This is a genomic window from Streptomyces sp. NPDC046985, from assembly GCF_040644415.1.
Lineage (GTDB): Bacteria > Actinomycetota > Actinomycetes > Streptomycetales > Streptomycetaceae > Streptomyces.
Genome location: NZ_JBEYWK010000014.1, coordinates 134,808 through 156,854, shown reverse-complemented (window position 1 = coordinate 156,854; position 22,047 = coordinate 134,808). Strand labels below are relative to the sequence as shown.

Genomic DNA, 22,047 nt, shown 5'->3' with positions numbered 1-22,047 from the left:
ACCCCACCACCTCTCCGCTGTCGGGGACAATTGGCCTCCGGCAACCGTCCCGCATCCCTCCTCCCGGCGCAAGCCCCCAGCTCAGCGCCAAGATGCGGGCTGTCGCAGCACCTCGCAGGGTGGGAAGCGGGCGCGTGGTGGACGAGCCCGGAAGGAGACCGCCATGGCGAAGGACGACTCCCGCGGGAAGCAGCCCGCCAAGGGGGAGAAGGTGACCTGGCGCACGCACGGCAGCGAGACGAGCGGCACGGTGGAGAAGAAGATCACCCGCCGGACCGAGGCCGCGGGCCGCACGGTGGACGCCTCCCCGGAGGACCCCCAGTACGAGGTGCGCAGCGACAAGTCCGGCCGCTCGGCCGTGCACAAGCCGTCCGCGCTCAAGAAGAAGGAGAAGTAGGGGGGCTCGCCCCTCACCGCGACGCGAGGCGTGCTCCCGGGCTCACGGGCCTGGGGCCCGCCTCTGCTCAGGGCCTCGCGCCGTGACCTCCCGTTGACGGCTGCTCGCATGGAATGGGGTGACGTGGAGGCGCAGTGACATGGAAGCGCAGTGACGTAGGGGGACGCACTGACGCATGGCGGCGCGGTGACGCATGGCGGCGCACTGACGCATGGCGGCGCAGTGGCGCACGGGGACGCAGTGACATAGGTCATCCCCGGCCCTGAACCGCAATCACTGGGGCACCTGAAAGGTCGGCGTTTGCCTACGAACGCCGGCTGACAGCACACCACCGTCCTCCGGGCCGACCGGCCCGAGCGTCATCAGCGAGGCACCTGTGAACCACCCCGCCCCCGAGCAGCCCGCCGACACCGTGGCCCGGCTGCGCGCCGCCTTCCGCACCGGCCGGACCAAGCCCGTCGAGTGGCGCACCGGGCAGCTCCGCCGCCTGCGCGCGATGCTCACCGAGCGCGGCGCCGAGATCGCCGCGGCCCTCCACTCCGACTTGGGCAAGAGCGCCGCCGAGGCGCACCGCACGGAGATCGACTTCACGGTCCGTGAGATCGACCACACCCTCGCCCACCTGGACGAGTGGCTGCGCCCGGAGCCCGCTCCCGTCCCCGCCCACCTCGGCGCCGACGCCACGGCCTGGACGCAGTACGACCCGCTCGGCGTCGTCCTCGTCATCGCGCCCTGGAACTACCCCGTCCAGCTCCTGCTCGCCCCCGTCGTCGGCGCCCTCGCCTCCGGCGACGCGGTCGTGGCCAAGCCGAGCGAGCTGGCCCCGGCCACCTCGGCCGCGCTGGCCGAGCTGATCCCGGCCTACCTCGACACCGAGGCGGTCGCCGTGATCGAGGGCGGCGTCCCGGAGACCACGGCGCTGCTGGCCGAGCGCTTCGACCACATCTTCTACACCGGCAACGGCGCCGTGGGCCGCGTCGTCATGCGTGCGGCGGCCGAGCACCTCACCCCCGTCACCCTGGAACTCGGGGGGAAGTCACCGGTGTTCGTCGACCGGGACACCGACCTCGACGTGGTCGCCGACCGGCTGGCGCGCGGCAAGTTCCTCAACGCCGGGCAGACCTGCGTCGCCCCCGACTACGTCCTCACCGACCCGGAGACCGCCGCCGCCCTGGAGTCCGCGCTCGCCCGCGCCGTCGAGGGCGTTTACGGCGCCGACCCGGCGGCCTCGCCGGAGTACGGGCGCATCGTCAACGAGCGCCACTTCGACCGCCTCTCCGCCCTGCTCGGCTCCGGCCGGACAGCGGTCGGCGGCGGCAGCGACCGTACGGACAAGTACATCGCGCCGACCGTCCTGGCCGACGTCGCCCCCGACGCGCCCGTGATGGCGGAGGAGATCTTCGGCCCGATCCTGCCGATCGTCGCCGTGCCGGACCTCGACGCCGCGATCGGCTTCATCAACGACCGCGAGAAGCCCCTCGCGCTGTACGTCTTCTCCGAGTCCGCGGCCGTGCGCGAGCGCATCGCCGCCGAGACCTCCTCGGGCGGCCTCGGCCACGGCCTGCCGCTCGCCCACCTCACCGTCTCCGACCTGCCGTTCGGCGGGGTGGGCGAGAGCGGCATGGGCAGCTACCACGGCCGCTACTCGATCGAGACGTTCAGCCACCGCAAGGCGGTCCTCGCCAAGCCGCTCGGCTGACCTCCGCCGACGCGGCGCGCGCGGCGCCGGCGAACGCACGTGACGCCGGGGTCAGGAGACGAGGGCCTGCCAGGTGTCGGGGCCCACGACGCCGTCGGCGGTCAGGCCCTTCGAGGTCTGGAAAGCCACCACCGCGCTCCGCGTCGCCGGGCCGAACTGGCCGTCCACGGCAACGGGGTGGGCGTGCGCGGTCAGCTCGTCCTGCACCGCTTTGACGGCCGATCCGCTGTCGCCCTGCTGCACGGTGACGATGAGGGCCTGCCAGGTGTCGGGGCCGACGACGCCGTCGGCGGTCAGGCCCTTGCCGGTCTGGAAGGCGATCACCGCGCTGCGCGTCCCTGAACCGAAGTCGCCGTCCACCGCGAGGCTGGCGCCGTGGGCGTTGAGCAGGTACTGGACGGCGGTGGTGCTGTGGCCGGTCGCGCCCTGGGAGATGACCGGCCAGCCGCTGCCCGGGGGCGGCGGGGGCGGCGTGTAGGCGCCGTGGGCGAAGGTCTTGAGGTCCGCGGCGGTTCCGTTGAACACGTCCTGGTCGCCGGGGAAGGCGCCGCTGTCGGCGTTCTGCCAGATCGTGTAGGTGCTCCAGCCGTTGGGAAGCGGGGTGGGCGACCCGCCGTAGTGGGCGATCCACAGCGGGTCGTGCTGGCCGGGCGCGGCGGAGTTGCCGGTGCAGGTCGACCACCAGTCCCGCGTGGAGTAGACGATCGGGTAGCGGCCGGTCCTGGTGCGGTACTCGGCGCTGAAGGCGGTGATCCAGGAGACCATCGCGCTCTGGCTGAGGCCGTAGCAGGTGGCGCCGTAGGGGTTGTACTCGATGTCGAGCGCGCCAGGGAGGGTCTTGCCGTCGTCGGACCAGCCGCCGCCGTGGGCGACGAAGTAGTCGGCCTGGGCGCTGCCGCCGGAGGCATTGGGCAGGGCGAAGTGGTAGGCGCCGCGGATCAGGCCCGCGGCCGCCGATCCGCTGTACTGCCGGGAGAACTGGCCGCTGGTGTAGTCGGTGCCCTCGGTCGCCTTGACGTAGGCGAAGGACGCGCCCTTGGAGGCCACCGACGACCAGTCGACGTTCTCCTGGAACGCGCTGACGTCCAGGCCCTTCAGCGTTCCCGCGGCGGCGGGGGCGGCCGTGGCAGCGGAGTCGTGGGCGATCCCGGCCGGCATGCGGGCGGCGAGCCCGGAGCCCATGTGGTCGGCGTCCTCGTGCCAGGGACGCACCGCCGCCGGACCCGGCGCCGCGTGGGCCGCCTCGTGCGGCAGACCGGCCGACGCGGCCAGCACGGTGAGGCCGACGGTGACGGCGGCGGCCAGGTTTCTGTTCATCGGTGCTTCTCCGATCTCGAAGGACAGTGCGGGGCGGCGGACCGGCGCCGCGGGGCGCGTGGTGTGCGCGCGGGGGCGGCGCCAGCCGGCGGGCGAGCGGTGTTGTTCAGCGAACCGGGCGGGGGCGCGGAGTCAGGGCCGGACCAGCCCGTAGAAGACCGAGCTGGACAGGGGATAGCTCTTGTCGTAGACGCCGATCTGGCTGGAGTTGCTCGGGTTGGAGGTGTTGCCCGAGATCACGTAGACCGTCGATCCGCTGACGTGCTCGACGATCCCGATGTGGTAGCGGTTGGTGGCGGTGCCGAAGATGATCATGTCGCCGGGGAGCGCCGAGTGCAGTTGGCTGGTGCCGTACCAGCGGTTGTGGCTGACCGCCCAGTCGTAGACGTTCGGCACGTAGTTCATGGACGGGATGTTCTCCCCGGCGTCCCGCCACACCCAGGTGGCGAAGGCGGCGCACCAGTCCGCGCAGATGCTGTACGGCTTGCCGGGGACGCAGTTGCGGGAGTCGGCGCGGACGCCCAGTTGGCTCTTGGCCACGCTGACGATCTTGTTGCGCTGGGCGTCGGCGGTGTGGCAGCTCGCGACCTGCCGGGTGACGCCCATCGACTTCATGGTGTCCGGTCCGGCGATGCCGTCCGCGGTGAGCTGGTGCGCGCTCTGGTAGTTCTTGACGGCGCCGGCGGTGCCGCTGCCGTAGTCGCCGTCCTGGTCGACGCCGGCCTTGCTCTGGACCGCCTTGACGACGGTCTCCAGCTCGCCGAGCGTCTGGGCGCCGATGATCCCGTCGACGCTCAGGCACCGGTCGGACTGGAAGGACTCGGCCGCCGCCTCGGTCTGCGGTCCGCTGACGCCGTCGACCGAGCCGGCGTTGTACGCCAGTCCGTTCAGGTCCTCCTGCCCCAGCTTGACGTCGGCCGAGTCCGCCGACGCCACGGTGGGTCCGGCCAGCAGCGCGCCGGAGACGAGGACCGTCGCGAGAGCGCCGATCACGGCTCTCCTCGTACGCCGCGGCGCCTGTGAGGTGACTGCGTTGATGCTCATGTCGTGCGTCCCCCTTGTCGGATGGCCGCCGCCCCGTGCGGGCGGCGACTAGTCCTTTCTAGGGGGCGGGTGTTGTCCGCTGTCGGTCGCTGGACGCCGGACAACAGCTCTCGCACAATGAGCACTTCGCGTCCTCCGGAAAGGAGACATCGGTGCCTCGCAGCGAGCGGCCGTTAGAGAACGAGGACACCCTGCTCGTCGGGTTCGCGGCGGATCTGCGGAAGCTGCGGGAGAAGGCCGGCGCCCCGCCCTACCGCAAGCTCGCCCGCGCCGCGCACTACTCCTCGACCACCCTCGCCGACGCCGCCTCCGGCCGTAAGCTGCCGAGCCTGCCCGTCACCCTCGCCTACGTCCGCGCGTGCGGCGGCGACCCGGCGGACTGGGAGCAGCGCTGGCGCCGCCTCTCGGTCGAGCTGAGCCAGACCGACGAGGTTCCGGACGCCGCGCACGAGGACGGTCCCTACGCGGGACTCAGTCACTTCGAAGCAGCGGACGCCGGAAGGTTCTTCGGACGCGAGCGGCTCACCGAGGACCTGGAGTCCCGGGTCCGCGGCAACAGGTTCACCGCGGTGTTCGGCGCCTCCGGCTCCGGCAAGTCGTCCCTGCTGCGGGCCGGCCTGCTCCCTCGGGTGTCCGGCGGCCCGGCGGCATGGACCCCTCTGGTGCTCACCCCGGGCCCGCATCCCTTCGAGGAGTGCGCGGCGCGGCTCGCCGCCCTCACCGGCGCCTCCGCCGTCGCCCTCCACGAAGAATTGCGGGCCACTCCGCGAGCCCTTCACCTCACCGTGCTCCAACTGCTCGCGCAGCAGCCGCCGGGCGCCGAACTCCTGCTTGTCGTGGACCAGTTCGAGGAGATCTTCACCCTCTGCGGCGACGCGGAGGAACGGACCGCTTTCATCGCCGCGCTGCTCACCGCGGCCGGTGCGGCCAACAGCCGGACGCGGGTCGTCCTCGGCGTGCGCGCGGACTTCTACGCCGCCTGCTCGCAGTTCCCGGACCTCGTGGAGGCCGTGCAGGACTCGCAACTGCTCGTCGGCCCGATGACCACCGAGGAGCTGCGCCGGGCCGTCACCCGGCCCGCCGTCCAGGCCGAGTGCACGGTCGAGGGCGCGTTGCTCGCCCGGGTGGTGGCCGAGGCGACCGGGCAGCCCGGCGTCCTCCCCCTGGTCTCCCACGCGATGCGGGAGACCTGGCGCCGCCGCCGCGGCAACACCCTGACGGTGAGCGGGTACGAGGCCGCCGGCGGCATCACGCACGCCCTGGCCAACACCGCCGAGACCGTCTACGGCGGCCTCACCGAGCAGCAGCAGCGGATCGCGCGCGGCATCTTCCTGCGGCTGGTGTCCCTCAACGACGGCGCCGGAGACTCCAAGCGACGCCTTAACAGGGAGGAACTGGATCCCAGCGCCGACGCCGTCCTCGACGCGCTGGCCCGCGCCAGGCTCGTCGCCCTGGACACCGACACCGTGGAGATCACCCACGAGGCGCTGCTGGAGGCGTGGCCGAGGCTGAGCGGCTGGATCAGCGAGGACCGGGCCGGTCTGCTCGTCCAGCAGCAGCTCACCGACGCCGCCAAGGCGTGGGACCGGGAACAGCGCGACGCCAGCGCGCTGTACCGGGGCACTCGGCTGGCCGCCGCCCGGGATTGGGCCAAGGGGCACGCGGACGACGGGCGACTGGGCCCGCGGCTGCGGGAGTTCCTGGCCGCGTCCGTCAGACATCAGGACCGGGCCGTCCTGTGGCGCCGTGCCGCGGTGGCCGGGCTCTCCCTGCTGACCGTGCTGGCCGTGTCCGCCGCCGGCATCGCGCTCCAGCAGCGATCGACCGCCCGGTCCGAGCGCGACAGCGCGGTCTCGGGCGAAGTACAGGCCCAAGCGGGCCAGTTGCGCGGCACCGACCAGTCACTGGCCGCCCGGCTGGACGTCGCCGGATACCGGATCCACCCCACCGACCTGCTCGCGACCGACCTGCTGAGCACCCAGAGCGCACCGCTGTCCGCACCGCTGACCGGGCATTCCGCGACCGTCCTCGCCGTCGCCTTCAGCGCCCGCGGCCACGTGATGGCCACCGCGGGCAGGGACGACACCATCAGACTGTGGAACGTCGCGGACACCACGCGCCCCTCGCCGCTCGGCGCCCCGATCCGCGCCCGCAGCGCCGGCGTCATGTGGCTGTCCTTCAGCCCGGACGGCCGCACCCTGGCCTCCGCCGGCCGCGATCACACCGTACGGCTGTGGAATCTCTCCGATCCCAAGCACCCGGCCGCACGGCCCGTGCTGCGCGGCCACACCGACATCGTCTTCTCGGTGTCCTTCGCTCCGGACGGCCGCACCCTGGCCAGCGCCGGCGCCGACGGCACCGTGCGGCTGTGGGACGTCGCCGACCCCGCCCACCAAGGCGAGCTGGGCAAGCCCCTGCGCGATCAGAAGGGGGCCATCGCCTCGGCGGCCTACAGCCCCGACGGCCGCACCCTGGCGAGCGCGGGCCACGACCACACCGTCCAACTGTGGAACGTCACCCACCCCGCGCACCCGTCGCCCTGGGGCAAGCCGCTGCGCGGCCACACGGACACCGTCTACGCGGTCGCTTTCAGCAGCGACAGCCGGACCATGGCAAGCGTCGGCAACGACTTCACCGTACGGCTGTGGAACGTGTCCGACCCGGCGAAACCCCTCGCTCTGGGCAAGATCCCCGGCGCCGCGGCCAACACGATCTACGCGGTGGCCTTCAGCCCCGACGGGAAGGTGCTGGCCACCGCGGGCGCCGACCAGACGGTCCGCCTGTGGAACGTCACCGACCCCACGGCCCCGCTCGCGCTGTGCCCGCCCCTCACCGGCCACAGCGGATACGTGTACTGGCTCGCCTTCGACCCCCGCGGCCACGCGCTGGCCAGCGTCGGCGCCGACGACACCGTACGCCTGTGGGACCTGCCCCGGACCGTGCTGCCCACCCCCAGCTACGAGAACACCGTCGCCTTCACCCCTGACGGCCGCGTGCTGGCCGCGGGCGCGACGGACGGCGCGATCCGGCTGTGGAACAGCGCCGACCCCCACCGGCCCACCCCCCTCGGCGGCCCGCTGCTGGGCAACGCCAAAGCGGTGAACAAGCTCGCCTTCAGCCGCGACGGCCGCCTCCTGGCCAGCGCAGGCCGCGACGGCACGCTACGGCTGTGGAACGTCACCGACCCCGCCAAGCCCCAGCAGTTGGCCCAGCGCTTCACCGATCCCGCCCACACCGCCGTCACCGACGCCGTCTTCCGCCCGGACGGCCGTGTCGTGGCCACCGCAGGCTACGACCACACGGTACGGCTCTGGGACATCGCCGATCCCGCCCGCCCACGCGAGATCGGCGCCCCGATCACCGCGCACACCGACGCCGTACGCGCGCTGGCCTTCAGCCCGAACGGCCGCATCCTGGTCAGCGCGGGCGCGGACGACACCACCCGCCTGTGGAACGTCTCCGACCCCGCCCGGCCCCGGCAGTGGTGTCCGCCGCTGGCCGCTCGCACCGGCGGGGTGGGATCGGCGGCCTTCAGCCCCGACGGCCGTGTCCTCGCCACCGCCAACGACGACCACACCGTGCGGCTGTGGAGCGTCAGCGACCCCCGCCGTCCCACGGCCCTGGCCGCGCCGCTGACCGGGCACACCAGCTTCGTGCTGTCCGTGGCGTTCAGCCACGACGGGAAGACCCTCGTCACCAGCGGCGGCGACGGCACGCTACGGCTGTGGGACGTCGCCGACCCGAACGCCCCCGCCCCCCGGGGCGGCCCGGTCAGCGGCCACACCGGACCCGTCGACCAGGCGGCGCTCAGCCCGGACGGCCGCACCCTGGCCAGCGCGGGCGACGACCACACCGTCCAGGTGCAGTCCGTGAACCCCGCGGAGGCCGTCCGCCGGATCTGCGCCACCACGACCGGCGCCCTCACCCGTCAGGCGTGGCGCCACCACGTCTCCGCGCTGCCGTACCGGGAGGTCTGCGGCTGACCGGCGCCCACACGAGTCGGCGGAAGTCCGTGGGAACGGAGTCCGGCCCCGCGGCCCCACCGTCTGCCGGTTGTCCGCGGGCTGTTGTCCGAACGGGCCGGGCCGACACCGGACAACCCCACGGGACGTAGACAAGTGGTCACAGCGCTCCGACCGGGGCCTGGAGAACTACCGAGGAGGCTCACCATGTCGAAGTCCCGCATGCGGATGCCGCGGACGGCACTCACGGTCGCCGCGCTGAGCACCATCGCGGTCGGCGGACTGGCTCTGCCGGCCCACGCCGTCAGCGGTCACGCCTACATCGTCTACGGCAACTCCGGCTACGGCGTGAAGTGCGTACAGGAAGGCATCGACGACTGGTCCAACCGCGTCCACCACACCTGGCCGCTGACCGTCGACGGCCAGTTCGGCTCCAACACCCTCACCTACCTCAAGAAGTTTCAGGCTGCCAGCCACCTCACCGCCGACGGGGTCGTCGGCCCCGCCACCGCGAACGCGATCACCGACAACCTCACCGGCGACGGCAACTGGCGGTCTAGCTGCTACACCTCCCTGCCCAGCACCTACAAGTGACCGGCCTGGATCGCTGTGCGGTGGGCGCCGGACCGGGCGGATCAGCCACGCGTCCGCGACGTGATCCGCCGGACAGGCCCTAGCACGGTGGCCGTGGGCAGCAGGACGGGGCCGCGCGGGATCGTGTGCCCCATGCGCGTTCTGGCAGGACCAGCCTGGGCCTTTGGCGACGGCTTCGCCAGGATGGCGAACATCCCTGCGTCATCCTCGACGCCTCTTGGCCGCCGCTGAAGCCGCACCGCGAAGCTGCCCTGACTACCGGGGCAGCTTCGCGGTGCGCTCCGGGTGGACAGCGCTGACACTTCGCGGAGCGTGGACGCGCTGACGGCCGACTGGCCGGGCGCGCCCCTGCGTCGTGCGCAAGGGGGGCTTCACGGAGTGCGCGAGGGGACCGACGGCCTCTCAGGCGAGTGGGCGAAGGGCGGCGTGAGTCCTGCCGCGTGCGGCGGGCGCTCTGTCCCCGTCAGGCTCGTCGGGCCTGACGTCCGAAGAGGGCGCCCCGGGGCTCCGGCGGCGGGGGAGTGCCGGGCTTGAGCGGCCACGCCAGGAGCATGCCGACCGCGAACCCCACCACGTGCGCCGCATAGGCGACGGCGCCCGCCTCGGACGTGCCCTGCCCGGCCGAGTAGAACGCCTGGAGCACGAACCAGAAGCCCAGCACGATCCAGGCCGGCAGCCGCAGCGGCAGGAAGACCAGGAACGGCACGAGCACCCAGACCCGGGCCCGCGGGTACAGCACCAGATACGCGCCGAGCACTCCGGCGATGGCGCCCGACGCGCCGATCAGCGGCTGGCCCGAGTCCGCGTTGAGCAGCGCGAACCCGGCGCCCGCCGCGAAGCCGCAGACCGCGTAGAACAGCGTGAACCGGATGTGGCCCATCCGGTCCTCGATGTTGTTGCCGAAGATGAACAGAAACAGCATGTTCCCCAGCAGGTGCACCCAGCTTCCGTGCAGGAACATCGCCGTGAAGACCGACAGCACCGGCGACTTGGCGTAGGACGGCGCGGCCAGCACGCAGCCGGCGCCGTGCGGTCCCACCCCGACCGCGCCGGTGGGCGCCAGCGCCGGTATCCGCTCGTGGATCAGCTCGCGCGGCACCAGGGCGTAGTGCTCCGTGAACGCCTGGAGGCGGCACAGCTCGGCCAGGCCCGCGTGGCCGGTCAGAGAGCCGGCGACGCCGGGCGTGAGCAAGAAGACGACGACGTTGGCGGCGATCAGGGCGTACGTCACCCACGGAGTGCGCCGCACCGGGTTCACATCATGGACGGGGATCACCACAGGGGAGTTCTGCCCCGGATGCGTGCGGCGAACCGGTGAACGCCGCCGCCCCCGGCCGCGTATGTCCCCTCGACCGGTCCAGTGACGTAGGCGATGACGCGAGGAACAGGCGGGAACTGGCGATGAGCGACCGAGTTACTCCGATGCAGGCGCTGCCCGACGGCGAGGCCGAACTCTCCCTGGTGGTGCGGCTGCCCTGGGAGGACGTCGCCCGGCTCGGCCAGGAGGCCGGGCGGCTGGCGGCCCAGGCGCAACGGCCGGTGACCCTGGACGAGGCCGTCAGCCACCGGCTGCGGTCGGTGCGCAACGCCGCCTCGCACGCCCGCCCGGCCGGGGAGCAGCCCGCCGCCGCGCCGTCCGGCGGGTCGGTCGCCTCGCTGCCCCGGCTGGGCGGGACGGCGTAGTCGCCTCCCGCCGCCTCACGCTCCGCGGCACGCGCCGTCGGCGACTCGGGCCGCGGCCTTCCTGGCCGCCACCAGGACCGGGTCCCACACGGGTGAGAACGGCGGCGCGTAGCCGAGGTCCAGGAAGGTCATCTGCTCCACCGTCATCCCGGCGGTCAGGGCGACCGCCGCGACGTCGACCCGCTTGGCCGCGCCCTCCCGGCCCACGATCTGCACGCCGAGCAGGCGGCCGGTGCGGTGCTCCGCGAGCATCTTCACCGTCATCGGCGCCGCGCCGGGGAAGTACCCGGCGCGGCTGGTCGACTCCACGGTGACCGTCTCGAACCGCAGACCCGCCCGGCGGGCGTCCTTCTCGCGCAGTCCGGTGCGCGCGATCTCCAGGTCGCACACCTTGCTGACCGCGGTGCCCACCACGCCGGGGAAAGCGGCGTAGCCGCCGCCGACGTTGGCGCCGATCACCTGGCCCTGCTTGTTGGCGTGGGTGCCGAGCGGGACGTACCGGTGCAGCCCGGAGACCAGGTCGAAGACCTCCACGCAGTCGCCGCCCGCCCAGACGTCCTCATAGCCGCGCACGCGCATCGCCCGGTCGGTGAGCAGCCCGCCGTGCGCGCCGACCGGCAGCCCGGCCGCCCGCGCGAGCCCGGTCTCGGGACGCACGCCGATGCCCAGCACGACCACGTCCGCCGGGTACTCGGCGTCCTCCGCGACCACCGCCCGGACCCCGCCGTCCGGGCCGGTGAGCACCTTGGCCGCCTCCGTCCCGCCGACCATGGCGACGCCCATGCCCTCCATGGCCTCGCGCACCAGGCGGCCCATGTCCGGATCGAGCGTGGACATGGGCTCCGCGCCGCGGTCGACGACCGTCACCTCGTAGCCGCGCTTGAGGAGGGCCTCGGCCATCTCCACGCCGATGTACCCCGCGCCCACCACGACGGCCCTGCGTCCCCGCGTGCGGTCCAGGCGGTCCAGCAGCGCCTGGCCGTCGTCCAGGGTCTGCACGCCGTGCACCCCGGGCGCGTCGGCCCCGGGCATGTCCGGCCGGACCGGGCGCGCCCCGGTCGCGATCACGAGCTTGTCGTACGACGTCCAGTACTCCTCGCCGGTCGCCGCGTCCCGGGCCCGGACCCGGCGCGCCGCCACGTCGATCTCCGTCGCCTCGGTGCGCATCCGCAGATCGATCCCACGCGCGCGGTGCTCGGCCGGCGTGCGCGCGATCAGCCGGTCCCGCCCGTCGACGTCGCCGCTCACCCAGTACGGGATGCCGCACGCCGAGTACGAGCTGAAGTGGCCGCGCTCGAACGCGACGATCTCCAGCTCGTCCGGCCCGCGCAGCCGCCGCGCCCCGGACGCCGCGGACATCCCCGCGGCGTCCGCGCCGATCACGACCAGCCGCTCGCGCCCCGCCTTCGCGCCCCTGGCGCCGCTCATGTCCATGCGAACACGCTACGGCCGCCCGGCACTTCGGTCCTGCCCGGCCCGCAGGGGGACCGCAAGGACGACTATGTGCCCGCCCGCCCCGCCGCCGGGGCGCGAGGGGAGTGTCAGAGGCGTCTGAGAGAGTGGTTCCATGAGCACAACGGGGAGCGCCGCGGGGCGGCACGTCGTCGTCATCGGGGCCGGCATCGCGGGACTGGCGGCGGCGCACCGGCTGCTGGGGCGCGGGGCGCGGGTGACCGTGCTGGAGGCGTCCGGGCGGGTCGGCGGCAAGCTGCTGCCGGGCGAGATCGCGGGCGTCCGGGTCGACCTCGGCGCCGAGTCGATCCTGGCCCGCCGGCCCGAGGCGGTGGCCCTCGCGCGCGAGGCGGGACTCGCCGGGCATCTGACGCCGCCCGCCACCGCCACCGCGTCGCTCTGGACCCGCGGCGCCCTGCGCCCGATGCCCAAGGGACATGTGATGGGCGTCCCCGGCGCCGCCGCCGCGCTCGCCGGGGTGGTCTCCGAGGAGGGCGCGGCCCGGATCGGCCGCGACGCCGACCTGCCCCGCACGGAGATCGGCGACGACGTGGCGGTCGGCGCGTACGTGGCCGAGCGGCTGGGCCGCGAGGTCGTCGACCGCCTGGTCGAGCCCCTGCTCGGCGGGGTCTACGCGGGCGACGCCTACCGCATCTCGATGCGCTCGGCCGTGCCGCAGCTCTTCGAGGCCGCGCGGACGCACGCCTCGCTGACCGAGGCGGTCCGCGAGATCCAGGCCGCCGCGGCCGCGGCCCAGCAGCCGGGACAGCGGCCCGCGCCGGTCTTCATGGGCGTCGAGGGCGGCGTGGGCCTGCTCCCGCTCGCGGTCGCGGAGTCGGTGCGGGCCCGCGGCGGCGAGATCCTCACCGGCGCCCCCGTGACCGAACTGCGCCGACAGGCGCCGACGCCGACGACACAGGCGCCCTGGCGGGTCGTGGCCCAGGGACGGACGCTGCACGCCGACGCGGTGATCGTCGCTGCTCCCGCGCCCGCCGCGGCCGACCTGCTGGACGCCGAGTCGCCCGGCGCCGCGGCCGAACTGCGGGCCGTCGAGTATGCCTCGGTGGCCTTGGTCACCCTCGCCTACCGCAGCGCCGACGCCGTGCTCCCCGAGGGCAGCGGCTTCCTGGTGCCCCCCGTCGACGGGCGGACCATCAAGGCGTCCACCTTCGCCTCCCGCAAATGGGGCTGGATCGCCGCGGAGGACCCCGGCGTGACGGTGCTGCGCACCTCCGTCGGCCGGTACGGCGAGACGGAGATCCTGGGCCGCGACGACGCCGACCTGGCCGACCTCTCCCGGCGCGACCTGCGCGAGGCCACCGGCCTGGACGCGGCGCCGCTGCGCACCCGCGTCACCCGCTGGACCGACGGCCTGCCCCAGTACCCCGTCGGCCACCACGCGCGCGTGGCCCGCATCCGCGAACAGGTGGGCAGACTGCCGGGCCTGGCGGTGTGCGGCGCGGCCTACGACGGCGTCGGCATCCCGGCCTGCGTGGCGAGCGCCCACGCGGCCGTGGACCAGGTGGACGGCGACCCGCGGGCGATGCGCGGTCTCACCGCCGCCCCGGTGCGGAGCCTGCACGGCGGAGCGGGAGAATAACGCCATGAGCGACGACGCCCCCACCACCGAGTCCGGCCGCATCCCGAACAAGGGCAAGCTGGCCAAAGACCTCAACGAGGTCATCCGTTACACGCTGTGGTCCGTCTTCCGGCTGAAGGACGTGCTGCCCGAGGACCGCGGGGGCTTCGCCGACGAGGTGCAGGAGCTGTTCGACCAGCTCTCCGCCAAGGACGTCACCGTCCGCGGCACGTACAACGTCTCCGGGCTGCGCGCCGACGCCGACCTCATGATCTGGTGGCACGCCGAGACCAGCGACCAGCTCCAGGAGGCGTACAACCTCTTCCGGCGCACCAGGCTCGGCCGCGCCCTCGACCCGGTGTGGTCGAACATGGCGCTGCACCGCCCCGCCGAGTTCAACCGCTCGCACATCCCGGCGTTTCTCGCCGACGAGACGGCGCGCGAGTACGTCAGCGTCTACCCGTTCGTGCGGTCCTACGACTGGTACCTGCTGCCCGACGAGGACCGCCGCCGCATGCTCGCCGACCACGGCAAGATGGCCCGCGGCTACCCGGACGTGCGCGCCAACACGGTGGCCTCCTTCTCCCTCGGCGACTACGAGTGGCTGCTCGCCTTCGAGGCCGACGAGCTGTACCGCATCGTCGACCTGATGCGCCACCTGCGCGCCTCGGAGGCGCGGATGCACGTACGCGAGGAGGTCCCGTTCTTCACCGGCCGCCGCAAGTCCGTCGCCGACCTGGTCGCCGGGCTCGCCTGACCGCCTCCCGGCGGCGGCCGGGTCGCGACGGGTGAGCCGGCGCGCGTCTGCGGCCAGGGGGGGCGCGCTTGGCGGCAGGGGGCGCCGCGTGCTCCTGCCGTCAGTGCGGCGCGCTTGCCGCCATGGCCGTGTGCTTGCCGTCAAGGTCGCGTGCGCCTGGCGCCGGGGCCGCGTGCTTGCCGTCAGGGCGGCGCGCGTCTGCCGTCAAGGCCGCGTGCGCTTGCCTCCAGGATCGCGCGCTTGCCACCAAGGCCGCGTGTTTGTCGCCCACGCCGCGTGCGTCTGCCGCAGGGCCGCGTGCTTACCACCACCGACCGCGCCCTTGCCGTCAGGGCGGCGCGTCTGGCCGCCAGGGTCGCGTGCTTGCCGCCAAGGCGGGGTGCGCATGCCGTAGGGCCAGCGTGCTTGCCGCCGTGTACTACGCGTTTGCCAGCAGAACCGCGCGCGTCTGCCGCTCGCGGCGTCCCCCGGAGGGGCGCGCCCACCGGCCGGTCTGGGCCGCAGGTGTGGGGCGCAGACCGCCGGGTCGCCGGGCGGCAGTCCGCGCAGTAGGTCCGTGCGGGAGGCGGGCGGCCAAGGCTGCGTTGGGTGGGAATGCGGCCACGACCGCGTTGACGCATCCGCTGGGGCCCTAGGGGCGATGCGTGGCGCGCTCGCTCGCCGCGGCGGCCCTCAGTGCCGTAGCAGCACCCGGCGGGCCGCGCGGACCGCTGACCGGCGGTCGTGGCGGGCCGCCCGGGGGGCCGGTCCCGAGCGCTCCTGCCGCCACTGCCGCAGCTCCCGCAGGACGGCGGGTTCCCCGGGCCGGGTGCTTGCGAGCAGCGACTCCACGAAGTCCATCGCGTCCCGCCGGTAGCCCTCGCGCATCGGACGCGCCTGTGCGTAGGACAGGAACGCGGTCCGGTACGCCGGTCCGAGGATCATGGGCAGCTCTGGCGCCACCTTGGCGACCACGTCCGCCCGCTTCGACGCCAGCGCGCGGGACTGCACGCCGAGCCGCCCCCGGTCGAACCCTTCGGGCGCGGGCGTCCCGGCGACCAGCGCCGACAGCAGCGCGGTCTGAGCGAGCGCGAGCCGCTGCCGGGCGGGACCGGTCCCGTTCAGTGCGTCCGCGGTTGCCTGACCCCCTTCGCTTCCGGCCGCCCGCCCGGTGCCGTCGGCGCCCGTCGCCGCGACCGTCTGGGTCCGGGCCGTCGCGTCGCCCATGCCGTCGGTCCGTCCGCGCGCCGTCGCGTCGTCCTTCTGGCCCGACTCGCCTATCCCACCCAACTCACCTGTCTCGCCCGTCTTGACCGTCCGGCCCAGCGCCTTCGCATCGGCCGTCGCATCCGCCACCGCGGCCGGTCGCCGCCCCGCCGCCGCGCGCCCCCGCTGCACGGCCTGCCGGATGGTCGCCAACTCCTCCTCCAGCTCGGCTGGTTCGGGGAAGTTCTCGTCCCGTTCCAGCAGGATCCCCGGTGGGGAGACCCGGGAGGCGAGGTCGGTGAGGACGTCCAGGACCGGGCGCGAGACGGGATGGGCGTGACTGTCGTGCCATACGCCGTCCCGCTCGAAGCCCCCGGCCACATGGACGTACGCGACGGCTTCGAGGGGCAGCTCGGCCAACGCCTTGGCCGGATCCTCGCCTTGGTTGACGTGGTTGGTGTGCAGGTTGGCCACGTCGATGAGCAGCCGGACGCCGGTGCGGTCGGCCAGTTCGTACAGGAACTGTCCCTCGGTCAGCTCCTCGCCCGGCCAGGAGAGCAGCGCGGCGATGTTCTCCACGGCGAGCGGAACGGGCAGCGCGTCCTGCGCGACCCGGATGTTCTCGCACAGCACGGCGAGCGCGTCCCGGGTGCGCGGCACGGGCAGCAGGTGCCCCGCCTCCAGCCGGTCCGAGGCGGTCAGCGGGCCGCCCGCCCGCACGAACGCGATGTGCTCGGTGACCAGCGGCGAGCCCAGCGCCTCGGCGCGCTCGGCGAGCGCGCGCAACCGGCCCTCGTCGGGCCGTTCGGCCCCGCCGAGCCCGAGCGAGACGCCGTGCGGCACGACGGTCACCCCGCGGGACCGCAGGCGCAGCAGCGACTCGGGCGGATGCCCCGGGCACACGTTCTCCGCGACGACCTCGACCCAGTCGACGCCCGGCATGTCCTCCACCGCGTCCGCGATCTCCGGCCGCCAGCCGATCCCCGTCCCCAGCCGCTGCATCATTCCCCCGTCCACGCCATCCACCCCGTCCACCTCGGCCCCCCGTACGGGCGGTCGTGCGCGCTGCCCGTGTGAGGGGGGTATGGCCCCGCGACCCGAAGCCGAACCGCTCCGGCAGCGCTTCAGAGCAACATTTGAGGTTCACCCGCCGAGGCCGACCGGCAGCGGCCGAAGGCGTCCGGCGCCGTCCCCGCGAGGACGGAACCATGCCGTGCCCACCGCGCCGAAGCGCCCATGAGCAGCCACGACGATCGGCCTCGCACGACGACGAAGCATCTGCGCCGGGCAGGCGCCAGCGTGCGGACCGCTCGTCCCGCCGACGAGGTGTGCGCCGCGCGCTGCCCGCTCTGGCGAGGAGGGGCGCCAGCACGGCGACGACGCCCTGAGTATTCTCCTGCGGGTGGGGGCGCCGTGGCTGGCGGTCCACGTCGGGCGACCGTCGGATCGCCGGCCAGAGGATCAAGCCGATCCACCATGCCAGCGCGCGCCGGGCGCTGGCCGACGCCGTGGAGGAGTGCACGCACTGCCGACCCGGCAGCATGCTGGTTGCCCTCGACTGAGCGCTCCTGATTGCCAAAATCCGGTCAGCCAATTTCCTGGACTTGGCGGGCTGCCTGCTCGCATGCTCGCCACATGAACAACTTGAAGATCGCCGTCGAGGTGAGCGAGCGCGATGGACGCCTGCGCGACGACGACCCAGACGCCATCGTCCATGCGTACGACGTGGAGAAGGGCGCCTTCGCCTACCATGCCCTCGCAGACACGTACTACGTCGTAAAGTCCGACGTCGAGTGGAAGTCGCTGCTGACACGCGGTGAGCGCTGCCGTGTGTGCAAGGCGGCCGGAGAAGGCTCGTGAGCGGCGCCGGGCTGTCCTCCAGACGCGGGCCCCTGCCGACGCGCACAGCGTCGGCAGGGGCCCGCGTCCGTGGTCATCGGGTGGCGAGCACCGCCTCATGGATCTGCTCGCGCAGCTCGCGCCCGGCAGCCGTGGACGCGAACGGCTCGGCCTCGTCGTACAGCTCGCCCAGGCGGTCGGTGACCCTCCGGGACTGCACGGCGCCGAGCATGTCCAGGCAGTGCACGGTCTCCTCAGCGGCGCCGTCGACTTCGCCGCCTGCCAGGTGGGTCCGGGCGAGCCCGAGGTGATCGAAGGCCATGCTCCGTCGGCGGTGTCCGGGGCGGGCGGCGAGAGCGGCGGACACCAGATCCCGTGACCGGCGCACGTGGCTGGTCCGGGCCGGTCCCTGCACGTGCTTCGCTGCGATCTGGTGGGCCATCCCCAGGGTGGCATGCAGTTCGGGCAGGTCGAAGAAGTCCATGTGGGGGTCTTCGCTGCCGGTCTCGACCCGCTCGTAGGCGTCGAGGGCACGTCCGGCGGCGGTGTCGCTGTCGGAGACCCGGCCGATGATCGCCTGAAAGCGCGCCTCCAGGGCGAAGAGCATGCTCGTGGCGGCGGGGGTGAGGCGGCGCCGTCCTCCGTACTGTGCGAGTGCCACGAGGTCGAGCGCGTCTTCCGGGTGGCCGAGGTGGGACATCTGCCGGGCCATGCACTGGAGGATGTGCGCGCCGATCCGCTTGTCGTCCGCCTCGGCAGCGGCATGCAGAGCGGACACGAACGTACGCTGCGCGATGCCGTGACGGCCCGCGTCGAACGACATCCATCCGGCGACGCTGGCGAGGTCGGCGGCCGCCGACCATAGCGCCTGCCCTACGGCTTCGGTGTAGGTGCTGGTGCGCAGCAGGTCGAGCACGGCCTCGGTCTGGGCGAGGACGGCGGAGCGGGAGAGCACGCCGCCGTGCATGTTGTCGAGGGTGCGGAAGCTGCTGGTGATGTTCCGGATGCCCTCGACCTCGGGCATGCCGATGTGCCTGCCCGGCGGCCCCTGCGGCGTGGCGCCGTCAGGTTGGGACAGCGCCCACTCCTGGAGGGGTTCGAGGAGGTCGTGGCCGGTGAGGACGGTCGCGGCGTCGGCGTCGTTGCGAGTGTCGGGAAGCATCAATTCGCTCCGGATGATGTGGCTGAGTGCGGCGATGGCAGCCGTGCGGGTCCATGGGCTGCGGATGCCGGTCTGCCCTGATTCACCTGGCAGACCGAGGTCGGCGTAGGTGAGGTCTTTGCCCGTCTCGGCGCTCAGGACTTCCAGGATCAGGCGCGGTACGGGGTCTCTCGGGATCGAGCCCTTCAGCCACGCCCGCACTCGGCTCTCATCGGTGGCGAGCCCACTGATGCCCTGCTGGGCGCCGCGCTGCGTGACCAGGCGGGCCAGGCGGTTTCGGGACAGGCCGCACTGCGTCATCCAGTGCGCGAGCGGAGCGTTCGGCTGCTTGTCGAGCGGGGGCCGGCCCATGCGGTTGCCTCCTGGCCACGTAATGGCGGGCTCTCAGGCTACGAGGACTACGTCAACTAGCCCATTATCGCGCGTATTTCGCCGTAAATCACCGGTCCGTGCACCTGCTCTGCACCGGACGGACCCGGTGCCCGGCGGGAGGCGACCGCCGCCGGGCACCGGCCAGCGCCGACTACCGAGCAGCCATTCGGAGCGCTGTTCTTGAAGGGCCGGGGCAGCCCGGCGCCGACCGAACCACACGGCACAGGCCGGCACTTCGAGAGAAGGGCATCACCATGATCGCCACCGTGAGCACCGAGAGCACCGTCGTCGAGGTGCCGGTCCTGGCGTCTGCCGACGCCGACGGGGTCACCCTCGGCCGTCAGGTCTTCAACGACTCCGACAAGTCGAACTACTTCGAGGGCTGATCCGACCGGCGCCTCGACAACTGGTGGCGGTGCGGCTTGGGCCGCGCCGCCCCCGGCGTCTCTCCGGATGGATGTGAAGGGAGAACGGGATGGACGTGATGTGGCTGGCCGGTGGGGCGCTGGAGCCTCCGGCGGGGGCCGCGCTGACGGCGCCGGTGTGGCATCCGGCCGGGGCGCGTGTGAGATCGATGGAGGCGGGGGCGGTGCGGGCGGTCGTGGCAGGAGTGTGCCGGGCCGACGACGCGGAGGTCTGCCGCGTGGCCGCCGAGGTGGCGGCGGGCCGCACCGAGGTGATCGTCAGCATGGGCGGCTCGTACTGGATGGCCGTCCACGATGACCGGCGGCGGCGCACCGTCGTGGCGGGCGACCTCGCCGAGAGGCGGGGCGTTTTCCTCGCGCGCGCCGAGCTGGGAGCGATGTGGGCCACTGACGCCTCCGTGCTCGCGCGGCAGCTCGGCCATGGACCGGATCTGGAGCTGCTGGCCGCGCAGATCACGGTGGGCTCGGCGGAGCACTGGCCGCACCGGTCGCTGTGGTCGGGGGTCGAGCGGGTGCCCGGAGGGTTCGCTTTGATCTTGGACGAGCGCGGAGCGCGCACGGTCGACGTCCGGCCGCGACCGGACGGCCGGACTATGGAGCAGGGAGCAGAGGAGATCGGCGCCGCGCTGTGGGGAGCGGTGCAGGGCTACGCCCGCGTGGCCGGAGCGCGGGTGAGCGCCGACCTGTCCGGCGGCCTGGACTCCTCAGCGGTGGTCATCGCGGCCGCCGAGGTGTCCCGGATCGTGGCCGTCACCCACGGCGGGCCGCTCGCCGACGCCGAAGACGAGCGCCTGGCCCGCGACATCGCCGCATATGTGGGCGCCGAGCACCACGTCAGCTCGGGCGGGCCGGGCAGCGCGCACTTCGCCCGCTGGCCTCGCGTCACCCCGGCCGCGCCGGTCCTGCCGGTGGCGTCCTATTCGTTGGACGGCGACTACCTTCCCCCGGCGCGTGGGGTGTCCGCGCTCCATCTGACCGGGCACGGCGGGGACGTGGTGCTGGAGTCCTCGACGGCCGCGTGGACCGCTCTCATCCAGGACGGGCAGACCCGGCGGGCGAAGCAGGCGGTCCGCGCGCTGGCCCGCCGCGTCAACACTGCTCCCGGCCCGCTGTGGCGGGCCGTCCGGAATGGCGCGCGGGGCCGGGACCTTGCCATGCAGAGAGCCGCTGAAGCCGTCGCCCAGGGGCAGCCGTTCGGCGACAGGCTCGGCGTATGGACATGGTGCTCCATCGGACCGGCCGCGCAGTGGCTGACCCCATACGGACGGCGGACCGTCGCCCAGATGCTCGCCGACTCCGGCAGCCGCGAAGGCGACGTGCACGCGGGCGCGTGGGACGACTGGAGCGCGCTGCGCTCCAACGGAGCGGCCCTCCGCGACGGCGACGCGCTGAGCGACGAGCACGGTGTGCACCAAGTCGCGCCGTTCCTGGACAACGAGGTCGTACGGGCCTGCCTCACGATCGGCGCCAGCGAACGCCGCCAGCCGGACCGGTACAAGCCGCTGCTCGCGCTGGCCCGTCCGGAGCTGCCGCAGTGGCTGACCGGCCGCCAGTCCAAGGGGCACTTCACCCCGCTGCTATACGAAGGCTTGCGCGCCCACCGTCTGGAGCTGCGCCAGGTGATCGACACGAGTGACCTGGTGAGCTGCGGTCTGATCGACCCGGCGGCGGTGCACTCCGCACTGGATGCCACCGCAGCGGGTATGGGACGGCCGCCGCTGCCCGCGTTGGAGTCCTTCCTGATCACCTCCTGGTGGCTCGCCCGCGTCCTGGCGCCGCAGACCGCCGTCGGGGGCGCCCGGTGATGCGAGTACCGCCCGGCGTGCACCGGGCCGACCTCGGCAGCGGCTCATACGCCGCACTGGCCGCGCACACCGGCACTTGGCAGTGGATGAACGCCGCCACCGACCGGATCTGGGCGGCAGCCCTTACCGGCACGCTCCACGACCTGGCCCGACGGTTCGGGGAGCAGGGCCTGCCCGGCGACGCCGACGCCATCGTCACGGAGATCGTCGAACAGCTCACCAGGGCAGGGCTGCTCGCCGACGGCGGGCGCGGCACGGCCGCGCTGCCGCCGCCGATGCCCTCCGCCACCGTCCCGGCCGCACCGGGCCCGGCCCCGCGCTGGCCGGGTCGGATGCTGGCCCGAGTCGGGCTGGCCCTGGCGCTCGCCATGATGCGGCTGCCCCTGCGCACCCGGATGCGGCTGCTCGACTGCCTGCGCGTCCTGCCGCCCGCGCCGCCCGCTCTGGCGGCGTCGGCGGCGGCGGCCGTCCCCCTGATCCGGCCCGCCTGGTGGCCGGGCCGCATCGCCTGCATGGAGGTCTCCCTCGCCACCGTCCTCACCGTCGCGCTGCGGGGCCGCCGCGCGCACTGGATCCTCGGCGCCCGGCGCATGCCGAACGAGGCGCACGCCTGGGTGTGGACGCCCGCCGGTGCGCTCGGACTGTCGGGCCGGGACATCAGCGACCCGCGTCGCCCGTGGGTGGCAGTCGCCGCAGCACCGCCCATTCACCCGAAAGGGTGAATCTTCGAACGCGAAGATGACGACATCAGCGGCCCACCTGCCCGTCTGCGGCA

Annotated in this window: 17 protein-coding genes; 11 read left to right on the top strand and 6 right to left on the bottom strand. The window is 73.6% G+C overall.

Translation table 11 applies throughout. The features are described from left to right. Positions 1 to 163 precede the first annotated feature (163 nt). Complete coding sequence (locus tag ABZ861_RS19735) at positions 164 to 397, top strand: DUF2945 domain-containing protein (protein ID WP_361631753.1); 234 nt, start codon at positions 164 to 166, stop codon at positions 395 to 397. Between the two features lie 376 nt (positions 398 to 773). Continuing rightward, on the top strand, positions 774 to 2,096 hold the full coding sequence (locus ABZ861_RS19730; protein WP_361631751.1) for an aldehyde dehydrogenase family protein: 1,323 nt from the start codon (positions 774 to 776) through the stop codon (positions 2,094 to 2,096). 51 nt (positions 2,097 to 2,147) lie between these two features. Here ABZ861_RS19730 and ABZ861_RS19725 read toward each other — a convergent pair whose 3' ends face one another. Together ABZ861_RS19725 and ABZ861_RS19720 are read right to left on the bottom strand one after the other, a co-directional pair. Beyond that, positions 2,148 to 3,413 (bottom strand): GH25 family lysozyme, encoded by a 1,266-nt coding sequence (locus ABZ861_RS19725; RefSeq protein WP_361631749.1) that lies wholly within the window; start codon positions 3,411 to 3,413, stop codon positions 2,148 to 2,150. 132 nt (positions 3,414 to 3,545) lie between these two features. Then, positions 3,546 to 4,457 carry a peptidoglycan-binding protein gene (locus ABZ861_RS19720; RefSeq protein ID WP_361631747.1) on the bottom strand — a complete coding sequence of 304 codons (912 nt, stop codon included), beginning with the start codon at positions 4,455 to 4,457 and terminating at the stop codon, positions 3,546 to 3,548. Positions 4,458 to 4,609: 152 nt separating this feature from the next. Here ABZ861_RS19720 and ABZ861_RS19715 point away from each other — a divergent pair, with 152 nt between their 5' ends. Together ABZ861_RS19715 and ABZ861_RS19710 are read left to right on the top strand one after the other, a co-directional pair. Next, positions 4,610 to 8,440 (top strand): hypothetical protein, encoded by a 3,831-nt coding sequence (locus ABZ861_RS19715; protein ID WP_361631745.1) that lies wholly within the window; start codon positions 4,610 to 4,612, stop codon positions 8,438 to 8,440. A gap of 186 nt (positions 8,441 to 8,626) precedes the next feature. Next, on the top strand, positions 8,627 to 9,013 hold the full coding sequence (locus ABZ861_RS19710; protein ID WP_361631743.1) for a peptidoglycan-binding domain-containing protein: 387 nt from the start codon (positions 8,627 to 8,629) through the stop codon (positions 9,011 to 9,013). A gap of 463 nt (positions 9,014 to 9,476) precedes the next feature. On the opposite strand, the gene ABZ861_RS19705 is transcribed toward ABZ861_RS19710, so the two are convergent. Further along, on the bottom strand, positions 9,477 to 10,292 hold the full coding sequence (locus ABZ861_RS19705) for a rhomboid family intramembrane serine protease (RefSeq protein WP_361631741.1): 816 nt from the start codon (positions 10,290 to 10,292) through the stop codon (positions 9,477 to 9,479). 122 nt (positions 10,293 to 10,414) lie between these two features. Here ABZ861_RS19705 and ABZ861_RS19700 point away from each other — a divergent pair, with 122 nt between their 5' ends. Further along, positions 10,415 to 10,696 carry a hypothetical protein gene (locus tag ABZ861_RS19700; RefSeq protein ID WP_361631739.1) on the top strand — a complete coding sequence of 94 codons (282 nt, stop codon included), beginning with the start codon at positions 10,415 to 10,417 and terminating at the stop codon, positions 10,694 to 10,696. Between the two features lie 15 nt (positions 10,697 to 10,711). Here ABZ861_RS19700 and ABZ861_RS19695 read toward each other — a convergent pair whose 3' ends face one another. Next, positions 10,712 to 12,130, bottom strand: coding sequence for an FAD-dependent oxidoreductase (locus ABZ861_RS19695; RefSeq protein ID WP_361631737.1), 1,419 nt, complete (start codon positions 12,128 to 12,130; stop codon positions 10,712 to 10,714). Between the two features lie 133 nt (positions 12,131 to 12,263). On the opposite strand from ABZ861_RS19695, the gene hemG reads away from it, so the two are divergent. Further along, the gene (gene hemG, locus ABZ861_RS19690) at positions 12,264 to 13,748 is read left to right on the top strand and encodes a protoporphyrinogen oxidase (protein ID WP_361631735.1); all 1,485 of its coding nucleotides are present in this window, start codon (positions 12,264 to 12,266) and stop codon (positions 13,746 to 13,748) included. Positions 13,749 to 13,752: 4 nt separating this feature from the next. Further along, complete coding sequence (hemQ, locus tag ABZ861_RS19685; protein ID WP_361631733.1) at positions 13,753 to 14,484, top strand: hydrogen peroxide-dependent heme synthase; 732 nt, start codon at positions 13,753 to 13,755, stop codon at positions 14,482 to 14,484. Between the two features lie 672 nt (positions 14,485 to 15,156). Here hemQ and ABZ861_RS19680 read toward each other — a convergent pair. Then, positions 15,157 to 16,671: a DUF692 domain-containing protein gene (locus ABZ861_RS19680; RefSeq protein ID WP_361631825.1), complete on the bottom strand. Its 1,515-nt coding sequence runs from the start codon at positions 16,669 to 16,671 to the stop codon at positions 15,157 to 15,159. A 443-nt stretch (positions 16,672 to 17,114) separates the two neighbouring features. On the opposite strand from ABZ861_RS19680, the gene ABZ861_RS19675 reads away from it, so the two are divergent. Together ABZ861_RS19675 and ABZ861_RS19670 are read left to right on the top strand one after the other, a co-directional pair. Continuing rightward, positions 17,115 to 17,231, top strand: coding sequence for a DUF6233 domain-containing protein (locus ABZ861_RS19675; RefSeq protein WP_361631823.1), 117 nt, complete (start codon positions 17,115 to 17,117; stop codon positions 17,229 to 17,231). Between the two features lie 73 nt (positions 17,232 to 17,304). Further along, complete coding sequence (locus tag ABZ861_RS19670; RefSeq protein WP_361631731.1) at positions 17,305 to 17,529, top strand: hypothetical protein; 225 nt, start codon at positions 17,305 to 17,307, stop codon at positions 17,527 to 17,529. A 73-nt stretch (positions 17,530 to 17,602) separates the two neighbouring features. Here the strand turns inward: ABZ861_RS19670 and ABZ861_RS19665 are convergent, their stop codons facing one another. Beyond that, a complete protein-coding gene (locus ABZ861_RS19665; protein WP_361631729.1) occupies positions 17,603 to 19,021 on the bottom strand; it encodes a transcriptional regulator in 1,419 nt (472 codons plus the stop codon). A 496-nt stretch (positions 19,022 to 19,517) separates the two neighbouring features. Between ABZ861_RS19665 and ABZ861_RS19660 the strand changes: the two genes are divergently transcribed. Both ABZ861_RS19660 and ABZ861_RS19655 read left to right on the top strand, forming a co-directional pair. After that, positions 19,518 to 21,272, top strand: coding sequence for an asparagine synthase-related protein (locus ABZ861_RS19660; RefSeq protein ID WP_361631727.1), 1,755 nt, complete (start codon positions 19,518 to 19,520; stop codon positions 21,270 to 21,272). Continuing rightward, on the top strand, positions 21,272 to 21,994 hold the full coding sequence (locus ABZ861_RS19655) for a lasso peptide biosynthesis B2 protein (protein ID WP_361631725.1): 723 nt from the start codon (positions 21,272 to 21,274) through the stop codon (positions 21,992 to 21,994). Before ABZ861_RS19660 ends, ABZ861_RS19655 begins: the two co-directional genes overlap by 1 nt. Positions 21,995 to 22,047: the final 53 nt, after the last annotated feature.